The sequence below is a fragment of the Syntrophomonas wolfei subsp. methylbutyratica genome (assembly GCF_001570625.1).
GTDB lineage: Bacteria > Bacillota > Syntrophomonadia > Syntrophomonadales > Syntrophomonadaceae > Syntrophomonas > Syntrophomonas methylbutyratica.
The window spans coordinates 1-21,088 of the sequence record NZ_BBQT01000018.1; the positions used below are offsets into that span (position 1 = coordinate 1).

Sequence of the window (21,088 nt, forward strand, 5' to 3'; positions counted from 1 at the left end):
ACGCGATGCCATTCCTATACAGATAGTTTTGTCATCAGAAATTATCCGAGGAGTCTAAAGCAGATTCCTCGGAGTTACAACACTTCAGAAGAATTATGGTGGATAAAATAATTGCTGGGATATGGACTGCCGCATATGAATGGAAAACTGGAAAAGCCAATGCATGAAGCCTTAAAACAGCGCATTGTTGTACATTATAATTTCAACGGTTTGTCTTTTAACATTTCTGACCTCAATAGACTTACAGTTCGTCCCTTGTCTTCACAATATGTTTAACCTCAAATGATATGACGCCAGTCGCGCCTTGCATAAAGGATTCTCTCAACATCAACAACCTTTGACTTTTCATCTATAGTGAAAAAGACAATATAATTCTTTACGATTAGCTTTCGATATTTCATCATTGCAAGCCGTTCATCAGTCACAAGAGGGCATTTTTGCGGCATGACTGCTAAACCCATAATAGCTTTCTCAACGTTGTCCATCATCTTCAATGCGGTCATTGGTGCTGATAGTTGCGCAGAGATATATCGGACAATATCACGTAGATCTTTTTCGGCAGGTTCCGATACGTCAACCCTATAATTTGCCATCAGTTATTTCCTGCCTGATGTCTTGCATCACATCTTCCAGCGGGCGCTTTCTTCCCTCTTTTACTGCGGCCCTGCCCTCATCAAGCAGACGGTAAAGTTCAAGTTTGCCGTTAAGCATCTCGTAGGTCTCAATGCTCATAACAACCAAATCTCCCTGCCCATTTTTAGTAATAAAAACGGGTTCTCTGCTTTCACGGCAGAATGTCGAGATCTCATTGTAATTGTTCCTTAAGTCCGTACTGGATTTAATGTTTGGCATAAAACCGGCCTCCTCATCTAACCTAAAGATATCATACACGAATTTCTTTAGCTTATCAAAGCCGATTGCATCTAGTCTATTGTTGGTTCTACTGCAAAAACCCTGTTTCCGGGTGTGCCCACCGCTACATATGGTGTTCAAAACCTCACCATTATACTAGTACAATACCTCCCGAAAAATTTGCTCTTTGATAAGCAGTTTAAGTGCTAGCGGAGCAGCAAGATCTATTCTTCTGCCAGTACCAGCATCTCCCATACCATACTCATATCTTCTATTCAGGCGGAGGGAACAAGCAGCGATAAAGCAGTAGAGAGCTTCCTCATGCAAAATCCCCTTCCTAGTTTACAGTCTTGCCGCGGGCGGCTATACTAAGTTATCGGATAAGACGAAATAAGGAAGAAACGGATGAAAAAGCTATCTCTGCTTATTATAAAAGAACCACTTATCAGGAAGAGAATATTTAAAACGGCTTTGCCGGCCATGATGGAAATGATCCTCTACATGCTTATTGGGGTGGTGGATATCGCCATTGTAGGACGGCTGGGGGCGGTACCGCTGGCGGCGGTGGCCCTGGGAGCGCAGATATTTTTTGGACTGGTGCTCTTGCTGGAGTCGCTGGGTATAGGAGCCGCAATTCTGGTGGCTCAGGCCAAAGGAGCCGGCAAGCGCCTGGAGGTCAGCCGGGTGGCGGGACAGAGCTTTATGCTGGCAGTAGTAGTGGGAATAGCAGCGGCTGTCCTGGGATTATGGCTGGCAGAGCCTTTTGTGGGGCTATTTGCCGTAGAAGCGGAAGTTGAGCGCCTGGCCCTGCTTTATATCCATATCGTCTTTAGCATACTGCCGGTGGCTTTGACCCTCTATATTATTAATTCGGTCTACCGGGGACTGGGCCGCACCGACATTCCCATGACTATTGCTTTCGTGGTTAATATAGTAAACTGCGCGGCAAATTATATTCTGGTTTACGGAATGGGACCGATACCGGCCTTGGGAGTGGCCGGCTCGGCCCTGGCTTCTTCCCTGGCACATGTGGTGGGATTGGTGATGGCCTGCTGGTATTTTTTCGGCGGGCGGGGTGGCTTAAAGGTAAAATTTCGCCTTTCCGAGCGTCTGAACTGGCCTATCATTCAAAACATCTTCCGCTTGGGCCTTCCCAGCATGGGGGAGCAGTTCTTTTTAACTGTTTCCGGCCTGGTTTCCGTCTTCCTAATAGTCTTTCTGGGTACTACCGCCTATGCTTCACATGAGGTGGCCTTAGCGGTGGAATCCCTCTCCATCATGCCCGGCTTTGGGGTGGCTATTGCCGCTACTGCGCTGGTGGGGCAGGCGGTAGGAGCCCGGGATCGCCTGGCGGTGCAGAAGATGGCGCGGGGTTCGCTGGAACTGGCAATCCTTTTAATGGGCTTCCTGGGAGTAGTGTTTTTCTGTTTCCCCCAGGCCATTGCCCGGATATTTACCAATGACCCGGTGCTTATCACCCTGGCGGGCAGTCTGGTCCGAATTGCCGCATTTGAGCAGCTGACCATTGCCCTGAGCATGACCCTGGCCGGTATCTTAAAAGGGGCCGGAGATACCCGTACGCCTTTGTATGTCACTACCCTGGCTACCTGGGCTTTCCGTATACCCATAATGTATCTGCTGATTAAAGTCCTGGAGCTTTCTATAGCCTGGATATGGGTGGTATTTGTTATCGACTGGCTGCTGCGCTCGCTGGTTTTCATTATCGTGTACCAGCGCAAGCGTTGGCTGTACCGGGCTTTAGGAGCCGAACTGGAAGCGGGTTAGGCTCCGCAGTTGAATACTACTGAAATGAATTCGCGTGCAATGCGTATAAATAAGGAGAGGAGGATGGATATGAAAAAAGCACTTATACTTTCATTAATCCTATTACTGAGTTTCTCCCTCTTTGCTTGCGGGGTAAAAGGGAATCAACCGCAAAATCCAGGGCAAAAAGAGGAACAGCAACAGCCAGCCGAAGAAAGTGATGAAGCCGCCGTAGCGAACCTGGTAAGAAGCTTTGGCAGCAAACTGCAAAAAGTATCACTTCAAGCCCCAGTGGATGTTTTGAAAAAAAGCATGCAGGAAAATTACAGCGAATTTCTGTCGCCGGCTCTGCTTGAAATATGGCAAAACGACCCCCAAAATGCGCCCGGTCGTTTGGTTTCAAGCCCGTGGCCGGAGCGTATAGAAATTCAGGAAATGAAAAAAACTTCAGAGGGTATATACGAAGTTAATGGCGAAATTATAGAAGTTACGAGCAAGGAGAAGGAAAACGGCGGGTTTGCCGCAAAGCGTCCAATTACTCTGGTGGCCAAAAAGTTTGAGAAACGCTGGCTGATTGATTCTGTCACTCCAGGTGATTATGAGGATGCGGATTCAATTACCTATAAAAATACCTTCTATGGTTTTAATTTTTCTCTGCCAAAAAACTGGAAAGGCTATACTATTGTAAATAGCCAATGGGAGGGGTTGGCTTCGGGAGATGCACAAGGAGCAGCAATAGTTGAAACCGGTCCCATGATTTCTATCCGGCATCCCCAATGGACCGCGGATAACCCCCGACAGGATATTCCCATTATGGTCTTTACCACCAGTCAGTGGAACTCGCTTCAAGAAAATGAATTCCATATCGGTGCCGCACCTATCGGGCCCAAAGAACTTGGAAGCAATGCAAAATATGTTTTTGCTCTACCGGCGCGTTATAACTATGCCTTTCCGACCGGATATGAAGAAGTGGAAGAGATTCTGGAAAACAATCCCCTTCAACCGGTGGAATATCCATAGATATAAAGGAAAATATTATACAAGACTATTGTCCGGCAACGATAAAATAGCACGGAAACAGGGCCGATTTCGCCAGCTGCAAAATAGTTTTTAAATAAATATTCTGTCATATAAGACATAGCAAAGCTTATCAGCTCTTGCGGTACAGGGTGTAGCAGGCCAGTTGGCGCAGGAATTCGGCCTCGGGGCCAAAAAGCTCCAGGCTCTTAAGGCAGGTAGCAATGCTTTCTTCCAGTAGCTGCCGGGACTTCTCCAGGCCCAGCAAGCTGGGATAGGTGTTCTTTTCCTTGCGGGCGTCGCTGCCCATGCTTTTGCCGGTAAGAGCCGCATCTCCCTGCACATCCAGGATATCATCGCTGATCTGAAAAGCCAGTCCGAAATTATCGGCATAGTCACTCAGGGCCAGCAAGCCCTTCTCCCCTATTCCGCCCACTATGGCTCCGGCTCTGAGGGCCGCCCGGAACAACTGGCCGGTTTTCAAACAGTGCAGCTTCCTCAAGCTCTCATAATCAATAATCTTACCTTCCGCTTCCAGGTCCAGGATTTGCCCTCCAATCATTCCCCTGCTGCCGGCAGCCCGGGCAATTTCAGCTATCACCCGGAGCATGGTATCGGGCTTTATCCCGGAAGTGCCGTTTTCTCCGCTCAAGAGCTCAAAAGCGGCGGTAAGCAGGGCATCACCGGTCAAGACCGCGTTGGCTTCGCCAAAAACCCGGTGACAGGTGGGCTGTCCGCGGCGGAAATCATCATCATCCATACAGGGCAGGTCATCGTGAACCAGGGAATAGGAATGAATCATTTCCAGGGCGCAGGCCGCCGGAATCGCCTGCTCGGCTTCTCCCCCCGCAATCTTCGCCCCCTCCAGGACCATTATGGGCCTGAGCCTTTTCCCTCCGTTAAAAATGGCATAATGCATGGCCTGGTGAATCAACGGGGGGTCGCTGTCCGGCGGGAGCAAGCAACCTATTAAGCAATTGTCAACAAATTCTTTGCGTTGTTTAATTTCTTCCTGAAAGTGCTCTAAATCAAAATTCATAGCCTATTACCTCACACTTCAAAATCCAGTAGTTCAAATTCCCCGCCCAGGTTCTTAACCAGCCGTTGAATTTTCCCTTCCGCCTGGGATAGTTCCTTACGGCAAAAAAGGGATAGCTCAATACCTTGCTCAAAAACCTTGATGGATTCTTCCAGTTCCAACTCACCTGATTCCAGCTGTTCCACACTTTCCTCCAGTTTTTTCAGGGCCAGCTCAAAACTCAGCTTTTCCATCTCTTTACCCTCTCCTTTTTGATGACCTCAATCTCCAGATCGGCGTGCCTCATAGCCACTTCCAGCCGGTCACCAATTTGCACCTGCTGTTCATCTCTGATAATACGACCCTCTTTTTGCAATAGTACATAACCCCTTTCCATGATTTTCAGGGGACTGAGGCTGTCCAAAGCAGCCACGTTCATTGACAACCGCATTTTCTTTTCCCGGAAAGTCTCCGTCATCCCTCGGCTCAGCCTCTTTTCCAGCTGGCTGAGCAGTTCCTCCCGCATATGGAGCAGGGAACGGGGCTGTTTCCAAATCCGCTTCATCATAAGGCGGTCAATTATTTCCGTATAATAGAGCAGCTTGCGCTGCATGGCCCGCAGCAAGCGCTGCTGGTAATTGTCCAGCTGGCGGGACAGAGCTTGCATGTCGGCCACTGCCAGGCTGGCCGCCTGGCTTGGGGTAGCGGCTCTGAGGTCGGCCACCAGATCGGCCAGGGTAAAATCCACCTCATGGCCGACCGCTGAGATTACCGGAATATTGGATTCATAAATAGCCTGTACTACCAATTCGCTGTTGAAGGCCATGAGGTCTTCATAGGAACCTCCCCCACGACCTATAATAATTAATTCTACCTCACCATAGCTATTCAATAGACGCAGGCCTTCAGCCAGCTCGCCCGGAGCCTCGCTGCCCTGTACTGAGCTATGTACCAGAACCACTTCCACCCCCGGGTGCCTTTGCTTCAGAATGCGGCAGATGTCCCGCAAAGCGGCTCCATCCTGGGAAGTTACGATGCCCACCCGCTGCACGAAGGCTGGTATGGCTTTTTTCCTTTCCGGGGCAAAGTACCCCTTGGCCGCCAGCTTTTTTTTCAGTTCTTCCAGGTAGAGAAACAGTCCGCCGATGCCATAAGGCTGCATTTCCTCCACATAGAGCTGGTATTTCCCCTGCCGGGCAAATACGGAAACCGAAGCCCGCAAGAGCACTTCCATTCCGTCTTTCGGTTTAAACTTCAAGCCTCTGGCCCGGCTTTTAAACATTACGGCACTGATGGTACTGTCTTCATCCTTCAGGGTAAAGTACATATGCCCGGACTGCTGGTATAGCCTGAAACCGGATATTTCTCCCCGCAGCCATAATTGGCCGAGAAAGGGGTCGCTATCGAGCAGGTTGGCTATGTAGCTGTTGAGCTCAGTAACCGTCAGAATCTCTTTCATAGCTAGTACCGCTTTTGCCTGGCGGCCTGGGCCAGATTCTCCATAAGTTTGGCGATCAGAATAGGCCCCATGCCGCCAGGTACCGGCAACAAGCGGGCCTCAAATCCTTGTCCTTCCAGGGCCGCCCGGTCGACATTGCCGCATACGCCTCCGGCACCCCAGTAGAATCCGGCATCAATAATCAAGACGCCCGGGGCGAGTCCTTCCGCTTGAACTATTCCGGCCCGGCCTTTTTCTACTACCAAAATATCTGCTCCTGAGGCCTGTCCGGGTTCGTAAGAGGGCAGAACGCTCAACTGGCAGGCTCTCTTAATCATTATCGTGGCCAGGGGAATTATCAAATCAAAGGAGTCTCCCACCAGTACTGCTTTTTTCCCCGCCAGGGAGGGGAAAAAGCGCTCGATGATCTCCAGGCAGGCCAGGGCCGCACAACTGATAAAGCCGGGGTTGTCGCCGCTCATCCGGCCCCGGTTCACCAGAGAAAAACCATCGACATCTTTGTCCGGGCAGATAGCTGCCAGTATTTCGTCTGTCTGTTCCTCCAGGGCAGCCGGAAGGGGTAATTGCAACAAAATGCCGTCCACCTGCTCATCCTGGTTTAGTTCTGCGATTTTTGCCATCAGTTCCTGCTGGCTGCTATCTTCCGGCAAATGGAGCAGGCGGGATTTCCCTCCAGTGGCCGCTGCCGCTTTTTCTTTGAGACCGACATAATGGAGGTCTTCTTTTTGGCCGCCCACCAAAATCATGGCCAGGCAAGGGCTGATGCCCTCCTGTTCATTCCTCTCTTTTACCTTCTGCCTTATTTCCTGGGCTATTTGCGATCCACTAATAATTTCCATTTTTTCCTCTCCTCAATAGTTGATTCCGCTGCAAAAAGTAATAATTATGCATTTGCTTGCATAAATATTCCGCTCCAGCGTCCTTAATAGCGACCGCAGGGAGCATCAGTTGTGCCCGACAGGGCGCTACGCATGGGCAACACCTACGGCTTGTCTCGCGGCTCAAGGGGTACCGCGCCAATCTCCCGTCCATGGGAGGCAACCTTATTAGTGACACCCTCAGGGTGGAACACCAGGCGTACCCGAAGGGTGAGGCGCTCTCGCGACCTCCTGTCGCTCGCCCCCTTTCGCCTGCTCGCCTTCGCCGGTGCAACCTTAATAGTGACATCCGCAGGATGGAACATCAGGAGTACCCGCAGGGTGCTGCATCCATGCTTCGCCAACGCTCGCTTTGTATATTTATGCAACCCTATGCAACAAAAAACATTTCCGTCTTCCTTCATCCGCCTTCCGTCATCCGTCTTCCTTCATCCGCAGGATGAATTGTGCAGCCAGGGCTACCCCTACCGCGTTATCGCTGCTCAAGCCGGGGGAAGCAAAGAAGAGCTTTAGCCCCACCGCCGGGTGTTCCAGGCGGGCCTGCAACCGTTCCTTTATTATTGAATTAGCCATTACCCCTCCCACCAGCAATACATCTTTTATGCCTTTCTTATCGCTTTCCAGCAAGATGCTCTTCTCCAGGGTATTGGCAACACAACGTAAGCTGGCCAGAGCGATATCTGGATAGGATATACCCTCCGCCATCAATTTCTGCGCCCGGGTTTCCGCCCCGGAAAAAGAAAAACCTTTATCACTTACTGATGAAGGCATAAGGGGTAGATTCTCCCCGCTCGATTGCCGGGCCATCTTTTCAAGCTCGGGGCCGCAAGGAAAGTCCAAACCCATGGCTACCCCAACCCGGTCTACCAACTGCCCGGCGTGCAAATCGAGTCCCGCAAGGGCTGGCGAGACATCCAGAAATCCCCCCTGCTGCCGCCGGACATGGAGCAATTCGGAGGTTCCTCCGGAAAAATGCACCGCCAGGAATTCGGCTCGCCCCAGAAGTGCTTCGTTCCCCTTGATTCCGGCCATTATATGGCCTTCCTGGTGGCTGAACGAGTGAAGGGGTATTCCGGTAAAACTGCCCAATACTTCGGCGTGGGAGAAGCCGGCGGAAAAAACCGGCATATAGCTCCCTTCCACCCGGCGCGGCCAGGCACTGGCGCCAATGGCTTTCACCGGGGCATCAAAATGGGAAGCCAACCGGGCAAATAAAAAGGGCAGGTTTTTGATATGCTGGAAAAAGGCTTCTGATTGCCGTAAACCCCTTTTCCCTGCTCCAACCTGCAAAATTATACGCTCATCGGCGATAATATTCTGTTCTTCGTCCACCAGGGCCAGCGAGCTGGTATAAGCGCTGGTGTCAATCCCCAGGAAAATATTCATCTTTTTCTCCCAGTATCTTGTCCAGAATGGCGTTGACAAAGCTGCCGGAGCCTTCATCTCCGTATTTTTTGGCTATTTCAATAGCCTCATCAATAGCCACTACCGCCTGTGAGTCTTCCAGGTAGAGTATTTCATAGGCAGCCACCCGCATTATATTTCGGTCAACGGAAGACATCCGGTCCAAAGCCCATTCCCGGGAGTAACTGGCAATCATCCGGTCAATTTCCGCTTGCTTTTCCAAAGTACCATGAATTAGATCCCAGGAAAATCCCTGATTCTTTTCCGCTAATTTGTCATGTAGGACCAGGTAATCAAAGGCTTTTTTGGCATCCGCCTGCACCTGGTCCACCTGGAAAACCACCTTGAATGCGGTTTCCCGTGCTTTTCTTCTGCTCAAATATTTTCTTCCCTCGCTATCGTTGCCGGTCTTTGAACATTTGGCGCAACCAGTTGTCAAAACTCTGGTTTTCGTCAATCCTCTTGCCGATGAAAAAGCCTAAAATAATACAGAAGATAACGAAGAGGCTGCGCCAGAATCCATAGCTAATAAAGAGAATGCTGGCGATGAGGCCCAGTAGAATCCCCAGGGCCTTACCCCGGTGTTCCTCTAATATCAATAGTAATAATTTTTCCCCCATTTGCCTGCCCCCTAACGATTGACAGCTTTATTGGAAGTGCTGAAATCGTCTACCAATACTTTTACCTGAGAAACTTGCAGCCCGCCTATATCCTCCAAGTATTCTTTTACGGTTTGCTGCAGGCTCTTGCTCATCTCCGGCACATTGTAATCAGGATTAATGGCGGTATGCAGGTAAACCACCAGACCATCGTTGCCAGTGCTTACGGCCGGTTTTATTTCTTTAACTCCGTCAACTTTTTTAACCGCTTTCATAATTATTACTTTAATCGCTGGAACGGTAATGGAAACCTGTCCGGCCAGTGAACTGTCTACAATTATGGAATCGGGTTTGTTCTCGTATTTCAGCCCGGAAACAAGCATCACCAAGGCTATGGCCATAATTACTATGGCAATAGTACCAACAATTACCCGGTTCTGGGGAGTGGACAGGGCCTGATTTATAAAAGTGAGGGGTTCGGCACGGCCCATGGCCGCTGCTACCACTACCCCGGCCAAAAACAACAATAGAAGATTATATACTAACAAGACCGGACGCCAGGCTTTTTCCATTTTCCCACCTCTTTCCAATAAAAAACAATACAGTTAACCCCCTGTGGGAGCAGGGGGTCAACAACATTACTATTCCACTATAAACTCGGAGTCCGCTTCTTCATCTGTCGGTGATTTCTTAATTGAAACCGACACTATGTGCACATTGATACTCGCTACCGAAAGGCCGGTCATAGTCTCTACGGCTAATTTTACCTCTTTTTGCACCTTCTCGGCTACTTCCGGTATGGGGTAACCAAACTCCACCACAATAAAGATGTCTATTTTGGTCTTATCATCAGCAACTTCAACCTTTATGCCCTTACCATAGTTCTTTCTTCCCAGCTTTTCTACCAGATCGGTACCCCAGCCGCCGCTTAGCGATACAACTCCTTCGACATCTGTGGCGGCCAATCCGGCCACGGTTGAAACAACTTCGTCTGCAATTCTGATGGTTCCGTATTCATTGAATATTTCTGGTTTTTGTCCTTCCACAATATTCACCCCCATAGTATTTTTGCCGTTGTTAATTATTCTACCAAACAATTACCGTAATTATCAAATCTATTTAAAAAGTGCCTCCACTGCAACACCTCTTTTTATTGCATAAGGGTTGCATAAATATACAAGGCAAGCGTTGATTTAGATTAGGCTTTATCGCTCATTCGTCTTTGTATAAAATTGGTGTAAACTTCACCTTTGCGGAAAAAGGCATTATCCAATACTTCCAGGTGAAAGGGTATGGTAGTATGGATATTTTCCACTTCAAACTCCCCCAGGGCCCGTTTCATACGCCTGATAGCCTCATCTCTATTCCTGCCCCAGGCAATCAATTTGGCCACCATAGAATCATAAAAAGGCGGTATGTGGTAGCCGGAATATACGGAAGAGTCTACTCTTATCCCGGGTCCACCCGGAATGATGTATTGCCCCACCTGTCCCGGAGAGGGCTGAAAGTTGCAAGCCGGGTCTTCGGCATTAATCCGGCATTCCAGAGCCCAACCCTTTATCTCAATATCCTCTTGTTGATAGGAAAGCACTTCACCCGCCGCAATCCGAAACTGTTCTTTGATGATATCAATTCCTGTAACCATTTCTGTTACCGGGTGTTCGACCTGGATACGGGTATTCATCTCGATAAAATAAAAATTCTTGTTTTTGTCCACTAAAAATTCTACGGTGCCGGCACTAGAGTAGCCTGCTGCCCGGGCGGCATCAACCGCAACTTTCCCCATCTGCTGGCGCAAGGCCTCATCCAGCAAAGAGGAAGGAGCCTCTTCCAGAAGTTTCTGGTTGCGCCTTTGCAGGGAACAATCCCTTTCTCCCAGGTGAATTAGATTACCCAACTGATCTCCCAGGATTTGAAACTCAATATGACGAGGCTCTTCGATATATTTCTCCAGATATATTTCATCATTGCCAAAGGCAGCCCCTGCTTCCATACGGGCCATTTCCAGGGCGTTTTTCAAGGAGCTTTCGTTATGAGCCAGGCGCATACCCTTGCCGCCGCCTCCTGCCGAAGCCTTGATCATAACCGGATAGCCAATGTCCCTGGCCACATCCAGGGCTTCTTTATATGATTGCACCGCCCCATCACTTCCAGGCACAACGGGAACTCCCACATTTTTTACCAGTTCCCGGGCCCGCACCTTATCTCCCATAAGTTCAATAACTTCTGGTGGGGGGCCAATGAACTGGATATTATAGCTGGAACATAAACTGGCAAAATGGGAATTCTCCGCCAGAAAGCCATAGCCGGGATGAATAGCCTCAGCCTCGCTATTCTGGGCGGCAGCAATGATATTGGATATATTAAGATAGCTTTGCCGGGCCGGGGCTCCACCGATACAGATAGCCTCATCCGCCTGTTTAACATGCAGGCTGTCTTTATCCGCTACTGAATATACGGCGACGGTTTCTATGCCCAGTTCTTTACACGCTCTTATAATCCGCAGGGCAATTTCTCCACGATTGGCTATTAGAACTCGTGAAAACAAGCTATCACCCCTAGTCTTTCTCAATTAAGAACAGGACTTGACCATATTCAACCGCTTCCGCGTTATCCACCATGATTTCAATAATAGTACCGGCAAATTCGGTTTTTATCTCATTCATCAACTTCATGGCCTCCAGGATGCACAGGGTCTGACCCGGGCCAACATGTTCTCCCGGCTGCACATAGGGAGGGGAATCTGGGGAAGGTGCGGCATAGAAGGTTCCCACCATGGGAGCTAAAACTTCCGTAATATTATCCCGCTCAAGCCCGACTCTTTCACTGGAGAGGGCCGGGGGCAAATTTACCGGCGCAGCAGCTGCCGCTTTGTCAACTGCCGGTCCATTTCCTTTGCGTAAACTTAATCTATAATTGTCATTTTGCACTTCCAGTTCACTGATACTGCTCTGATCCATCAAGAGCATCAATTCTCTGATTTCATCGAGTTTCATTTCATCATCTCCCCCATGAGTTGCTATCTTCTTAACTCGCGAAACTACCGGTGGTATTGCCACCGGGGTTTCCTCATCAAGCAGTTCTTCCCCCAGCGTATCAATGGAAGAAATCTGGGGAATGTCTTCGGCCCCCCTGTTTTTTCTATATTCGAAAAATTTCAAGGCAACTTGGGGGAACAAAGCGTAAGTCAATATGTCCTCCTCACTCTCCGCCAGTTCACCCAGCTCCTGGCGGGATCTCTCCCAGGCTGGTTCCAACAAATCAGCAGGCCGGACGGTAATGACCTCTTCATCGCCGATTATCTTTTTCCGGATCTCATCTTTAATTGCTACCGCCGGTTTGCCGTAATATCCCCGGACATAGTCCTTTACCTCACCGGGGCAGAGCTTATATCTTTCTCCCATTAATATATTCAGCACCGCTTGAATACCAATTATCTGGCTGGTAGGCGTAACCAGCGGGGGATAGCCCAAATCCGCCCTCACCTTGGGTATTTCCGCCAGCACCTCGTCAATACGGTGGGAAGCCTTCTGTTCTTCCAATTGCGAGTAAAGGTTGGTAATCATGCCCCCGGGCACCTGGTGTTCAAAAACCTTCATATCGGCAATGCGCGTTACTCCCCGCTCAAAGCCCTTGTGTTTGCGTATCTGCTCAAAATGAGTCGCTATATTAAACAAATCATGAAGATCCAAACCAGTATCCCAGGGAGTATCCTGCAGAGCCCTAACAATAGTTTCCACCGGCGGCTGGGAGGAACCGAAGGCCATGGGAACACTGGCGGTATCAATGATATCAACTCCGGCTTCCGCTGCTTTTAAAAGAGCCGCAATAGCCAGCCCGCCTATATAGTGAGTATGCAATTGCAGAGGCAGCTGCACATTCTCCTTCAGGGCCTTAACCAGCTCAAAGGAGGCATAAGGCGATAATAAACCGGCCATATCCTTTATACAAATGGAATCCGCTCCCATATCCTTTAGCCGCAGGGCAGTCTCTACAAAATGCTGCATGGTATGAACCGGGCTTACCGTATAGACCACACAGGCCTGCACATGTTTGCCGCTTTTTTTGGCGGCCCTCATGCAGGTTTCCAGATTCCGGATATCGTTTAAAGCATCAAATACGCGGAATATGTCAATACCATTCTCCGCCGCCTTTTCCACAAACTTCTCGACAATGTCATCCGGGTAATGGGTATAACCTACAATTGATTGACCTCTGAGCAGCATTTGCAACTTGGTCTTTTTTATTCCGCGGCGGATTTTACGCAACCTTTCCCAGGGGTCTTCGTTAAGGTAGCGAATACATACATCAAAGGTAGCGCCTCCCCATACCTCCAGGGAATGATAACCCACCTCGTCAATGTTTTCCAGGATGGGAAGCATATCTTCTGTAGTCATACGGGTAGCCCACAAACTTTGATGCCCATCTCGCAAGCTGGTATCTGTTATCTTGATTTTGCCCAATTCCATACCTCCCTATAAGAACCGCCGGCCAATATCCGTTGTGAATATAATGAGGTGAAATATGTCCCCGCTTCTTTAATAGTGAGCGAAGCGAACATCAGTAGTGCCCGCAGGGTGCTTCTTAAATCAGTCGGGGTCCTATTAACCAAATAGGCGGCGGGCTCTAATCCCCCGCCTCGTTGCAGCACTGTGTTGAAACCGCTCCGTAGTTTCTTCCGAGCTTAAAGAGACTAAATTGCGGTAGTTCCTATTCTATTATGCTTGTATATTTATGATTCCGCTGCAAAAAGTAATAATTATGCATTTGCTTGCATAAATATTCCGCTCCAGCGTCCTTAATAGCGACCGAAGGGAGCATCAGTTGTGCCCGACAGGGCGCTACGCATGGGCAACACCTACGGCTTGTCTCGCGGCTCAAGGGGTACCGCGCTAATCTCCCGTCCATGGGAGGTAGCGCTCTCGCGACCTCCTGTCGCTCGCCCCCTTTCGCCTGTTCGCCTTCGCCGGGTGTTGCATCCATGCTTCGCCAACGCTCGCTTTGTATATTTATGCAACCCTTATGCAACAAAAAGGGGTTTTTGCAGTAGAACCATTTATGCAACCCTTATGTAAAATTTTCGAAGTAGCATTGTGTTCATAATAAAAAAAGCTTTAGATAAAATTATACTCAGGCCACCGGCCTGAGCATAGTTGTGCTACTCCGACATTAATAATTATAAAAATAAAGCCCGATTATTTCAATCTTTTTGGGGAATGTATACAAGTTTACTCTTTTCCCGCTTCTTTCAGCCAAACTTTATCCTTGGGAAAATCCGCAAAACTGAATAGTAATTCCCTCATCTCTTCCTTCCGCTCCGGACTCAGTGCACCGGCAGGGACAATTACCGTGGCAGTGCCGGCCTGTACCAGGGCCACGCATTCTTCAATCCCTTCCGACTTTACCAGGCTCTCCAAACTCATCTCCTTTTCCATCTCTTCCGATATCTTCACCATCCGCAACGAAGCCATTTCCCGCGCCTTATCATCGCTATCCTTATTCTCCATGATTGCTTTTAAAATGTCCAGTTGTTTTCCGCGAATACGCTCTCTATCCAAACGGTAAGTGGAAAAAAAATCATTTGTGGCTGTTTCCTTTTTATTTACCTGGCTTAAATCAGCTGTCTTCGAAAATTCCTCCAGGATTTTATTCTCCTCGCTGAGCGGAAGTATTGCGGTCCTTTCTTCTTTTCCGCTTATAACCCACATTAAACCAAGCAACAGCAAAATAAAAATCACTATGATTAAGCAAATCTCCTTCCATCTTATTCTCACTAAGAGGGGGCGGATATTTGGTTCTTTTTTCATCTGGCTATTCGCCTCCTTTCCTGGGCATCACTCTCACCCGGTGTGGTGATATATTAAGCAGGGTAGCCGTAGCATCAGTCAAGCGTTCCTTTACCTCCGCCCGGCCTCCTCCATCGGCCACCACCAGTACCCCCAGAACCTCCGGGAAGCGTTCTTCCACCAGTACCGGCGCTCCTGATGATACCGCCAGATCCTCCACCCTGCTTTCTTCGCTGCTGTTCTTTTTAATGCCCCGGGCCTGGCTTTCCTCGGTCTCTCTTTTTTCATCCCGCCGGTTGCTGGCAAAGGTTTTATGACCATCGGAACTCAAGCTCAGGCTGACCTCCACCTTTCCCGCGCCATTGATTTCTGATAAAATTGCTTCCAGCTCGCCGGCCATTTGTAACTTGACGCTCCTGGCCTCTTCTCGTTGATGTTCTCCGCTGGCCGGTGCCGGCGGATTTTTCTCCACCTTGCTCACCGGCCAAATCAAAGCCAGTAAACCAAAACAGATTAGAATAAGCAGTATGTACCTGTTTTTCTTTCCCGATAACCAGGAATTCCGGCCCGGGCCATCTTGACTTTTCCTTAGCCACTCATCCAGCATAGATTAACCCCCTTCAAATTCAACTTTAATCTGTGAAGTACTGAGACCATAAAAATTACCGATAATACTAATGACCTTATCTTCAATCACTTTCATTTCTTCCCGGCTCAGCTTGCTATCCTCCCCGGAAAAAACCTCAATCCCGTCTTTAGCTTTTTTAACTTCAGGTCTTCCCGACTGGAGCAGAATATTTACTGTCTGCACTTTGCCATCCTGGCCAATCTCAATCTCTGACTTAACCTCTTCCACTCCCTGAACCAGCACAGCTACAGCATCTATCTGTCCCTGTAGTTTCTCCCGGGCTATTTCATTATGTTGCTCTATAATCTCCTGCTGAATTTGTTGGCCGTTATCTATGATTTCTTCACTTTTGCTCTCTTCCGGTTGGTAGTCCCAGAGATTTACTTTTAATTCCCGCTCACTAAAAAGCAAGGATAGAACGGGATTTAAAACGGCAATTATGATGAACATGCCCACAGCAAATCTAACAAAAGGTCTTATTCCTCCTTCGGGAAGGAGCAATTCCAAAAAACTGGTGAGAATGATAATTACCAGGACATTCCTAACTATTTCATGTAAAAGCTGCATATCAGTCCTCCCCCGCTCTAGCGTAAGGCCCCAAGACCGTTGGACATCCCCGCCACTATGGAAATCATGATTAAAAACATTAAGCCCACCGAGGCCAATGCCGCCAGCATTAAAAAGATATGGGCACTCATTATATCTAATATGGCTGCCGTTTTGGCATCACCGACCGGTTCGACTACCGCCGCGGTTATTTTATAGATAAGGGCTACGGCAGCAACTTTTATCAGGGGAAGGGCAATTATACCAATGATGATTAAAACCCCTAAAAAACCCAGTGCTTGTTTTAACATAACCACATAGCCTGCGGTTACTTCGATAGTGTCGGAAAGGATTTTGCCAACTACCGGGATAGCGTTATCCGTAACAAATTTGGTGGTACGCAGGGCTACCTTGTCCAGCACCGAAGCATAGAGGGCCCGTAAAGTTATAAAGCCGGCAAATATGGTAAGGCAAAAGCCCAGGCTTACCCGGGCCATCTGTCCAAAAAAGGAAGCTAACTTTTCTACCTTTAAGCTGATAGACATATGATTTAAAAGGCTTAGTATGGCCGACATAATAATTAAAGGAAAGACCACGTTCTTTATGGCGTTGGCAAAGGCAGTGGCCGTTGTCATCAGAATGGGGAAGAGCATGGCAGAAGCATTGATATTTCCTAATCCTGCGGTTAATACCAGCATCTGCGGCAGCATACCCATCATAAATGCCACCATATTATTTATGCTTTGATGACCGATTTCCAAAACCAGGCGAAATGAACCCAGGGCTATGGCTCCCAAAGCCAGGTAACAGCTCAGGTAGGAAATCTGGGCTACCCCCGAGGAGAAAGAATTCTGCAGGTTTACCAACAGGGCAGTGAGAACCGATAGAATCAACAGCTTGGCCATCAGGCCGGAGTTGGCCCGAACTTCCTTGAAAAATAACTGCAAAATACCTTCCATAATATCCTGGATTTTTAAATCCAACTGGCCCTGGCTGAAATCCAGCAGCAGGTCTTTTACCGTTTTTCCCTTCATGCTGGAGCTTATTTCCTCATCAATGTTCTTCTTGTATTCATCAAAAACATTCAGGTTGAGATTTTTAAGCGTAGTCTCCAGGGGAGCAAGCTGCTCGCTTTCGTTATCTATTTCCCCGCCCCAGGCCAGGGGCGAAAAAATAAGGATGCCAGTAATCAAGAGCAAAAAAAGGAGAAAGTATTTATTCATGCTGGCCCCCCCTTTTCTCCCCAGTTTTTCATACCATCAGTTCCATCATGGATTCCAGTATGGCAACCATAATGGGAAGAGATAAAACCACAATTATTATTTTGGCGGCAAACTCCACTTTTTTGGCTACGGCATGTTCACCTGCATCCTGGCAAATAGCGGCGGCGAATTCACCCAGATAAGCTACCCCAATAATTTTCAAAATGGTGGCCAAAAAAAAGTAGTTGATTTGCGCCCGGCGGGTAAGTTCTTGCATCAAAGCTATTATTGCCGCCATTTTTCCCATCATGAAAAGGAAAATTACTATACTGAAAGTAATGCTCAAGACTACCGCCATAACTGGTTTTTCCTGTCTCAGTATCAGCAATAGTATAGTTGTAACCAGAGCCAGGCCTATGACTTGAGCTATTTCCACCTTCATCTCTCCTTGATTTCGCTACATAAACAGGCACCAGCCTGGAAGGTGACAACTGCGCTTGTATCACAACGGTTGCAGGGGTATGTACCGTTCCATGCAAGGCCAAAATCAGTGAGCTTGCTGATAAAAAAGGGCTGTCCTCACAGGCTAAAGACAGATCTGACCACTGAGAAGAGCTGGTTCATCAATTGAACGACAATTATCAAAACCACCACTACTCCGGCCAGGGTTAACATCTCGGCCTGTTCTTCCTTTTTAGCTTGTTTTAAGACTATGGAAAGAACCGATATTAAAATTCCAATGCCGGCCACTCTAAAAATGATATCTACATCCATAAAAACCTCCATTTTGGTCGTAAGTCATCAGGCGTAAGACATCGGGAATAACAGTTATTAGTCGTTAGATATCTGATGTAATTCGTATGGAGACCCCTATACCTGGCAATAACTTAACAACTTAAGTGCCTGGCACCATCAAATAAGCAGCAAGACTATCATAGCTCCTAATATAAAACCGCTGTAAGTCCACATTTTGCGAGCGCCTTCTGCTTGTTGCATAGCCTTTTGTTCCAGTAAAGCTAGTTCTTCCTGCAGCAGGGTCAATAGCTTTTTCTGCTGACTGGCATCAGAAATACCCAATTGCAGTGAAGCTGTAGCCATTAATCCCATTTCCATTTCTTGCAGGTCAGAGTGAAGGCGCAATCCTTCAATCCCTGCATTCCAGGCTTCAGCGGCGGTAATGCCGGTTTTCTCCTGTAAAAGGCCGGAGCTTGTGGCAAAGAGATAGGAAACCGGGGGTCGAGAAAAATCAGCGGTTTTTGCCAGGGCCTGGGAAAGGGGGCTGTAGACGCAGCTTATTTCCTTTTCCAAAAAGCCCAGAGCCAGTCTAAGCTCTTGCAATTGTTCCACCCTTCTGTCCATGCGCCGGGCGGCGTTTAAACCCCAGCAGCCAAAGCCGGTAATTATGGAAGCTGCCCCCATTATCTTCAATCCCAGCACCTTAATCCCACCTTATAATCTCTTCTACTGTGCCCGGCCCATTACGCCGGGATAATACCACTCCCAGGCGAAAAGCCCCCTGGGACAATAGTTGTTTTATCAAGGGCCGTTTCGACAGTTCCTCCGAATTGCGGGCATGTATACTGCAAATTACTGCTACTCCGGAATTTACACATTCCCGCAGGGCTTCCACATCTTCCTTGCGCCCTATCTCATCGGCAATTAACACCTGAGGGGAAAGGGAACGTATAGCCATCATCATTCCCCAGGCCTTGGGACAAGCATCAAGAACATCACTGCGCAAGCCCACATCCAGCTGGGCCAATCCCCGGTGAGTCCCGGCAATTTCCGAACGTTCATCGATTATCGCAATATTATGGGGCGGACAGGCCGGGCTGCCCGTGGAAATACTGCGGGCAATATCGCGCAGAATGGTGGTCTTGCCGCAGCGGGGTGGTGATATTATGAGGGTATTAACAATAGTCCCGGTTGACATAATATGGGGCAGAATCGCCCGGGCGCAGTCTTTTTTTTCCCGGGCCAGGCGAAAACAGATGGAGGAAAACTCCTTAATGCCCTTTATCCCTGCGGCCTGTACGATCACCTGTCCGGCCAGTCCCACTCGATGCCCCCCGGGGATAGTAATAAAGCCTCTTCTTATTTCTTCTTCAAAAGCATAAAGCGAATTATCGCTTATGGAGGCTATGGTACGATAAAGGTCTTCCCGAGTGGCGTTTATAGCTTCCGGCAATTTTTTCGTCAACTCGCCCCGCGAAGTCAAGCCCCATTCACTTTCCCCTATTTTTAATAGCAAGGGTTGAGCCGCACGCAGGCGAATTTCCTCCATGTCCTGGTATGCTTCCGCCTTCAGCCTGGACAAGCCCTCATGCAATACTCCGGCAAAATAAGGGGTAACGGCCTGCTTCAGCGCCTGACCATCCACCTGAAACACCACCTGTCGCAAGATCTTGACCATCCGTAACTTGTTGAAAGCTCACTATGAAAGCTCCTTAAGAATAAATATTGGCTTGTACCGCATTTTATGCCAGTAAAATCAAGGAGGGGAATTATTTTCCTTTAAATGCAGGGTGAAGGGTAAGCTGTTAAAGAGGTGAAGAATTAAGGATAATAGTTACATTAATCTAGAAAGATACATTATTTTTTCGGCCAGTGGAGGTAGGGATTCCCGGGCCGTATTCCAAATAATCTCAAGATCAACACGAAAATACTCGTGCGCCATGATATTTCGCATAGCTTTCATTTTATGCCATGGAATTTCCGGATTTTTATCATATAATTCATCCGGTAAACGCCCGGCTGCTTCACCAATGATCTCAAAATTCCTGATTACAGCATCTATTGCCATATTGTTAAGTTCAAATTCTGCAAATGTCATGTTTTCGGTATAGCGTTGAATCTTCTCAATGGAATCAACAATATCCTGAAGATATAATCTTAGATCTCGCGTCATAAGTATAGCACCTCTCGAAGTATCTGTTCCTTAATTAAAGGTTTTAGTGCGCGAATAGTAGCAAGATCTACCTGTCGTCCAAGGATTTCCGCCAGACGATCCTGTAGTCCTATGAAATGAAATATATCAACCGGTCGGCTGAACTCAACCAGTACATCAACATCACTCGCATTGCTTGCCTCGCCCCGAGCAAATGAACCAAAAATGCCAATTTTGGAAACCAGGTACTCATTTCTTAATTCCGGCATATGTTGTCGGATGCAATCAGCTGGATTCATTCTGTTACCTCCAAATTTAAGACAGCAATTCCAATAGACCTCTTGCTTCATTATAATCATATTTTATCGCAAAGATACAATGCTATCTTGATTATCTTACTATTTTCAAAACAAAATAGCTTTAAGCAAAAGGAGAGAGTGTTCATCTGTCGACTACTCTCTCCTGCAGCTTAAATCTAGTTTTTACAAACTTCACCTCGTTGTAAATGGACCTTAGATCGGTGCGCCGGAATGCTCTTCGTTTTCTCCTTTTTCGTCCCCAATAAATGAAGGCTGGTAATCAAAAGAACCATCATTGACAAAAACCACTTCATCGCAATAGGGACAGATTATTTCCATCACATCCTCATCATCCAGAACTTCAGGGTCAAAACAGATGAGTTCGCCACAATGGGAGCAACGGATTTCTTCTGCAAAATCCAGTCCCTCACTCCATTTTTCCTCCAGTTCCTGTAAATCTGTATCCATGCTTTCTACATATTCTTGCAGTTCATCAAAGCGATCCTGCATAACTAAAAAGGATTCGGCGATTTCATCCAGTACACTCAATATGCCGCTTATTATTTTCCCTTGCGGACTGCCTTCCCTTATGTTCAGTCCTTCACTCAGTCCCTGCAGGTAGCTGACTTTTTCCGAAATATCTTGCAAAAAACAAATCCTCCTTTCTAAATATACCTGGCTTCAACATTAAGTGTTTAGCTTAGTATTTACTCGAAAAGGAGGAATTACACCGTTATATTGCTTTGGTA

At 47.9% G+C, this 21,088-nt stretch carries 26 protein-coding genes; 2 read left to right on the forward strand and 24 right to left on the reverse strand.

Translation table 11 applies throughout. The features are described 5' to 3' along the window. Positions 1–278: 278 nt before the first annotated feature. Both AWB54_RS11660 and AWB54_RS11665 read right to left on the reverse strand, forming a co-directional pair. A complete protein-coding gene (locus AWB54_RS11660; RefSeq protein ID WP_061214779.1) occupies positions 279–593 on the reverse strand; it encodes a type II toxin-antitoxin system RelE/ParE family toxin in 315 nt (104 codons plus the stop codon). Continuing rightward, positions 580–852 (reverse strand): type II toxin-antitoxin system Phd/YefM family antitoxin, encoded by a 273-nt coding sequence (locus AWB54_RS11665; protein ID WP_061214780.1) that lies wholly within the window; start codon positions 850–852, stop codon positions 580–582. The genes AWB54_RS11660 and AWB54_RS11665 overlap by 14 nt, the downstream gene beginning before the upstream one ends. A gap of 405 nt (positions 853–1,257) precedes the next feature. On the opposite strand from AWB54_RS11665, the gene AWB54_RS11670 reads away from it, so the two are divergent. Together AWB54_RS11670 and AWB54_RS11675 are read left to right on the forward strand one after the other, a co-directional pair. Then, positions 1,258–2,637 carry an MATE family efflux transporter gene (locus AWB54_RS11670; RefSeq protein ID WP_061214781.1) on the forward strand — a complete coding sequence of 460 codons (1,380 nt, stop codon included), beginning with the start codon at positions 1,258–1,260 and terminating at the stop codon, positions 2,635–2,637. A 69-nt stretch (positions 2,638–2,706) separates the two neighbouring features. Beyond that, complete coding sequence (locus tag AWB54_RS11675; RefSeq protein ID WP_061214782.1) at positions 2,707–3,636, forward strand: hypothetical protein; 930 nt, start codon at positions 2,707–2,709, stop codon at positions 3,634–3,636. Positions 3,637–3,766: 130 nt separating this feature from the next. Here the strand turns inward: AWB54_RS11675 and AWB54_RS11680 are convergent, their stop codons facing one another. From AWB54_RS11680 to AWB54_RS11790, 22 genes are all read right to left on the reverse strand, one after another. Next, complete coding sequence (locus AWB54_RS11680; protein WP_061214783.1) at positions 3,767–4,672, reverse strand: polyprenyl synthetase family protein; 906 nt, start codon at positions 4,670–4,672, stop codon at positions 3,767–3,769. Between the two features lie 11 nt (positions 4,673–4,683). Beyond that, positions 4,684–4,905: an exodeoxyribonuclease VII small subunit gene (gene xseB / locus AWB54_RS11685; protein ID WP_011640006.1), complete on the reverse strand. Its 222-nt coding sequence runs from the start codon at positions 4,903–4,905 to the stop codon at positions 4,684–4,686. Continuing rightward, complete coding sequence (gene xseA / locus AWB54_RS11690; RefSeq protein ID WP_061214784.1) at positions 4,893–6,110, reverse strand: exodeoxyribonuclease VII large subunit; 1,218 nt, start codon at positions 6,108–6,110, stop codon at positions 4,893–4,895. Before xseA ends, xseB begins: the two co-directional genes overlap by 13 nt. A 2-nt stretch (positions 6,111–6,112) precedes the next feature. Then, entirely contained in the window at positions 6,113–6,949 is an 837-nt protein-coding gene (locus AWB54_RS11695; protein ID WP_061214785.1) for a bifunctional 5,10-methylenetetrahydrofolate dehydrogenase/5,10-methenyltetrahydrofolate cyclohydrolase, read from the reverse strand. Positions 6,950–7,402: 453 nt separating this feature from the next. Then, complete coding sequence (locus tag AWB54_RS11705) at positions 7,403–8,374, reverse strand: tRNA (adenosine(37)-N6)-threonylcarbamoyltransferase complex transferase subunit TsaD (protein ID WP_061214787.1); 972 nt, start codon at positions 8,372–8,374, stop codon at positions 7,403–7,405. Continuing rightward, a complete protein-coding gene (gene nusB, locus AWB54_RS11710; RefSeq protein ID WP_061214788.1) occupies positions 8,352–8,771 on the reverse strand; it encodes a transcription antitermination factor NusB in 420 nt (139 codons plus the stop codon). Before nusB ends, AWB54_RS11705 begins: the two co-directional genes overlap by 23 nt. Before the next feature lie 16 nt (positions 8,772–8,787). Further along, complete coding sequence (locus tag AWB54_RS11715) at positions 8,788–9,012, reverse strand: DUF2273 domain-containing protein (protein WP_061214789.1); 225 nt, start codon at positions 9,010–9,012, stop codon at positions 8,788–8,790. 11 nt (positions 9,013–9,023) lie between these two features. After that, the gene (gene amaP, locus AWB54_RS11720; RefSeq protein WP_061214790.1) at positions 9,024–9,563 is read right to left on the reverse strand and encodes an alkaline shock response membrane anchor protein AmaP; all 540 of its coding nucleotides are present in this window, start codon (positions 9,561–9,563) and stop codon (positions 9,024–9,026) included. A 69-nt stretch (positions 9,564–9,632) separates the two neighbouring features. Next, entirely contained in the window at positions 9,633–10,037 is a 405-nt protein-coding gene (locus tag AWB54_RS11725; RefSeq protein ID WP_235811176.1) for an Asp23/Gls24 family envelope stress response protein, read from the reverse strand. 152 nt (positions 10,038–10,189) lie between these two features. After that, positions 10,190–11,539: an acetyl-CoA carboxylase biotin carboxylase subunit gene (accC, locus tag AWB54_RS11730; protein WP_061214791.1), complete on the reverse strand. Its 1,350-nt coding sequence runs from the start codon at positions 11,537–11,539 to the stop codon at positions 10,190–10,192. Positions 11,540–11,549: 10 nt separating this feature from the next. Further along, positions 11,550–13,460, reverse strand: a complete 1,911-nt coding sequence (gene accB, locus AWB54_RS11735) for an acetyl-CoA carboxylase biotin carboxyl carrier protein (protein WP_061214792.1) — start codon at positions 13,458–13,460, stop codon at positions 11,550–11,552. Between the two features lie 759 nt (positions 13,461–14,219). Continuing rightward, positions 14,220–14,798 carry a SpoIIIAH-like family protein gene (locus tag AWB54_RS11740; RefSeq protein WP_061214793.1) on the reverse strand — a complete coding sequence of 193 codons (579 nt, stop codon included), beginning with the start codon at positions 14,796–14,798 and terminating at the stop codon, positions 14,220–14,222. 4 nt (positions 14,799–14,802) lie between these two features. Further along, positions 14,803–15,384, reverse strand: a complete 582-nt coding sequence (locus AWB54_RS11745) for a hypothetical protein (protein WP_061214794.1) — start codon at positions 15,382–15,384, stop codon at positions 14,803–14,805. Positions 15,385–15,387: 3 nt separating this feature from the next. Further along, positions 15,388–15,972: a stage III sporulation protein AF gene (spoIIIAF, locus tag AWB54_RS11750; protein WP_061214795.1), complete on the reverse strand. Its 585-nt coding sequence runs from the start codon at positions 15,970–15,972 to the stop codon at positions 15,388–15,390. A gap of 17 nt (positions 15,973–15,989) precedes the next feature. Further along, the gene (gene spoIIIAE, locus AWB54_RS11755; protein ID WP_061214796.1) at positions 15,990–17,174 is read right to left on the reverse strand and encodes a stage III sporulation protein AE; all 1,185 of its coding nucleotides are present in this window, start codon (positions 17,172–17,174) and stop codon (positions 15,990–15,992) included. Between the two features lie 28 nt (positions 17,175–17,202). Beyond that, positions 17,203–17,589 carry a stage III sporulation protein AD gene (gene spoIIIAD / locus AWB54_RS11760; protein WP_276618918.1) on the reverse strand — a complete coding sequence of 129 codons (387 nt, stop codon included), beginning with the start codon at positions 17,587–17,589 and terminating at the stop codon, positions 17,203–17,205. Between the two features lie 143 nt (positions 17,590–17,732). Then, a complete protein-coding gene (gene spoIIIAC, locus AWB54_RS11765; protein ID WP_011639991.1) occupies positions 17,733–17,927 on the reverse strand; it encodes a stage III sporulation protein AC in 195 nt (64 codons plus the stop codon). Positions 17,928–18,065: 138 nt separating this feature from the next. Further along, entirely contained in the window at positions 18,066–18,590 is a 525-nt protein-coding gene (locus AWB54_RS11770; protein ID WP_061214798.1) for a stage III sporulation protein AB, read from the reverse strand. Between the two features lies 1 nt (position 18,591). Then, a complete protein-coding gene (gene spoIIIAA / locus AWB54_RS11775) occupies positions 18,592–19,533 on the reverse strand; it encodes a stage III sporulation protein AA (protein WP_061214799.1) in 942 nt (313 codons plus the stop codon). Positions 19,534–19,722: 189 nt separating this feature from the next. Continuing rightward, positions 19,723–20,061 carry a HepT-like ribonuclease domain-containing protein gene (locus AWB54_RS11780; protein WP_061214800.1) on the reverse strand — a complete coding sequence of 113 codons (339 nt, stop codon included), beginning with the start codon at positions 20,059–20,061 and terminating at the stop codon, positions 19,723–19,725. After that, on the reverse strand, positions 20,058–20,339 hold the full coding sequence (locus AWB54_RS11785; RefSeq protein WP_061214801.1) for a nucleotidyltransferase family protein: 282 nt from the start codon (positions 20,337–20,339) through the stop codon (positions 20,058–20,060). Before AWB54_RS11785 ends, AWB54_RS11780 begins: the two co-directional genes overlap by 4 nt. Before the next feature lie 213 nt (positions 20,340–20,552). Further along, the gene (locus AWB54_RS11790; protein WP_061214802.1) at positions 20,553–20,987 is read right to left on the reverse strand and encodes a CD1247 N-terminal domain-containing protein; all 435 of its coding nucleotides are present in this window, start codon (positions 20,985–20,987) and stop codon (positions 20,553–20,555) included. Positions 20,988–21,088: the final 101 nt, after the last annotated feature.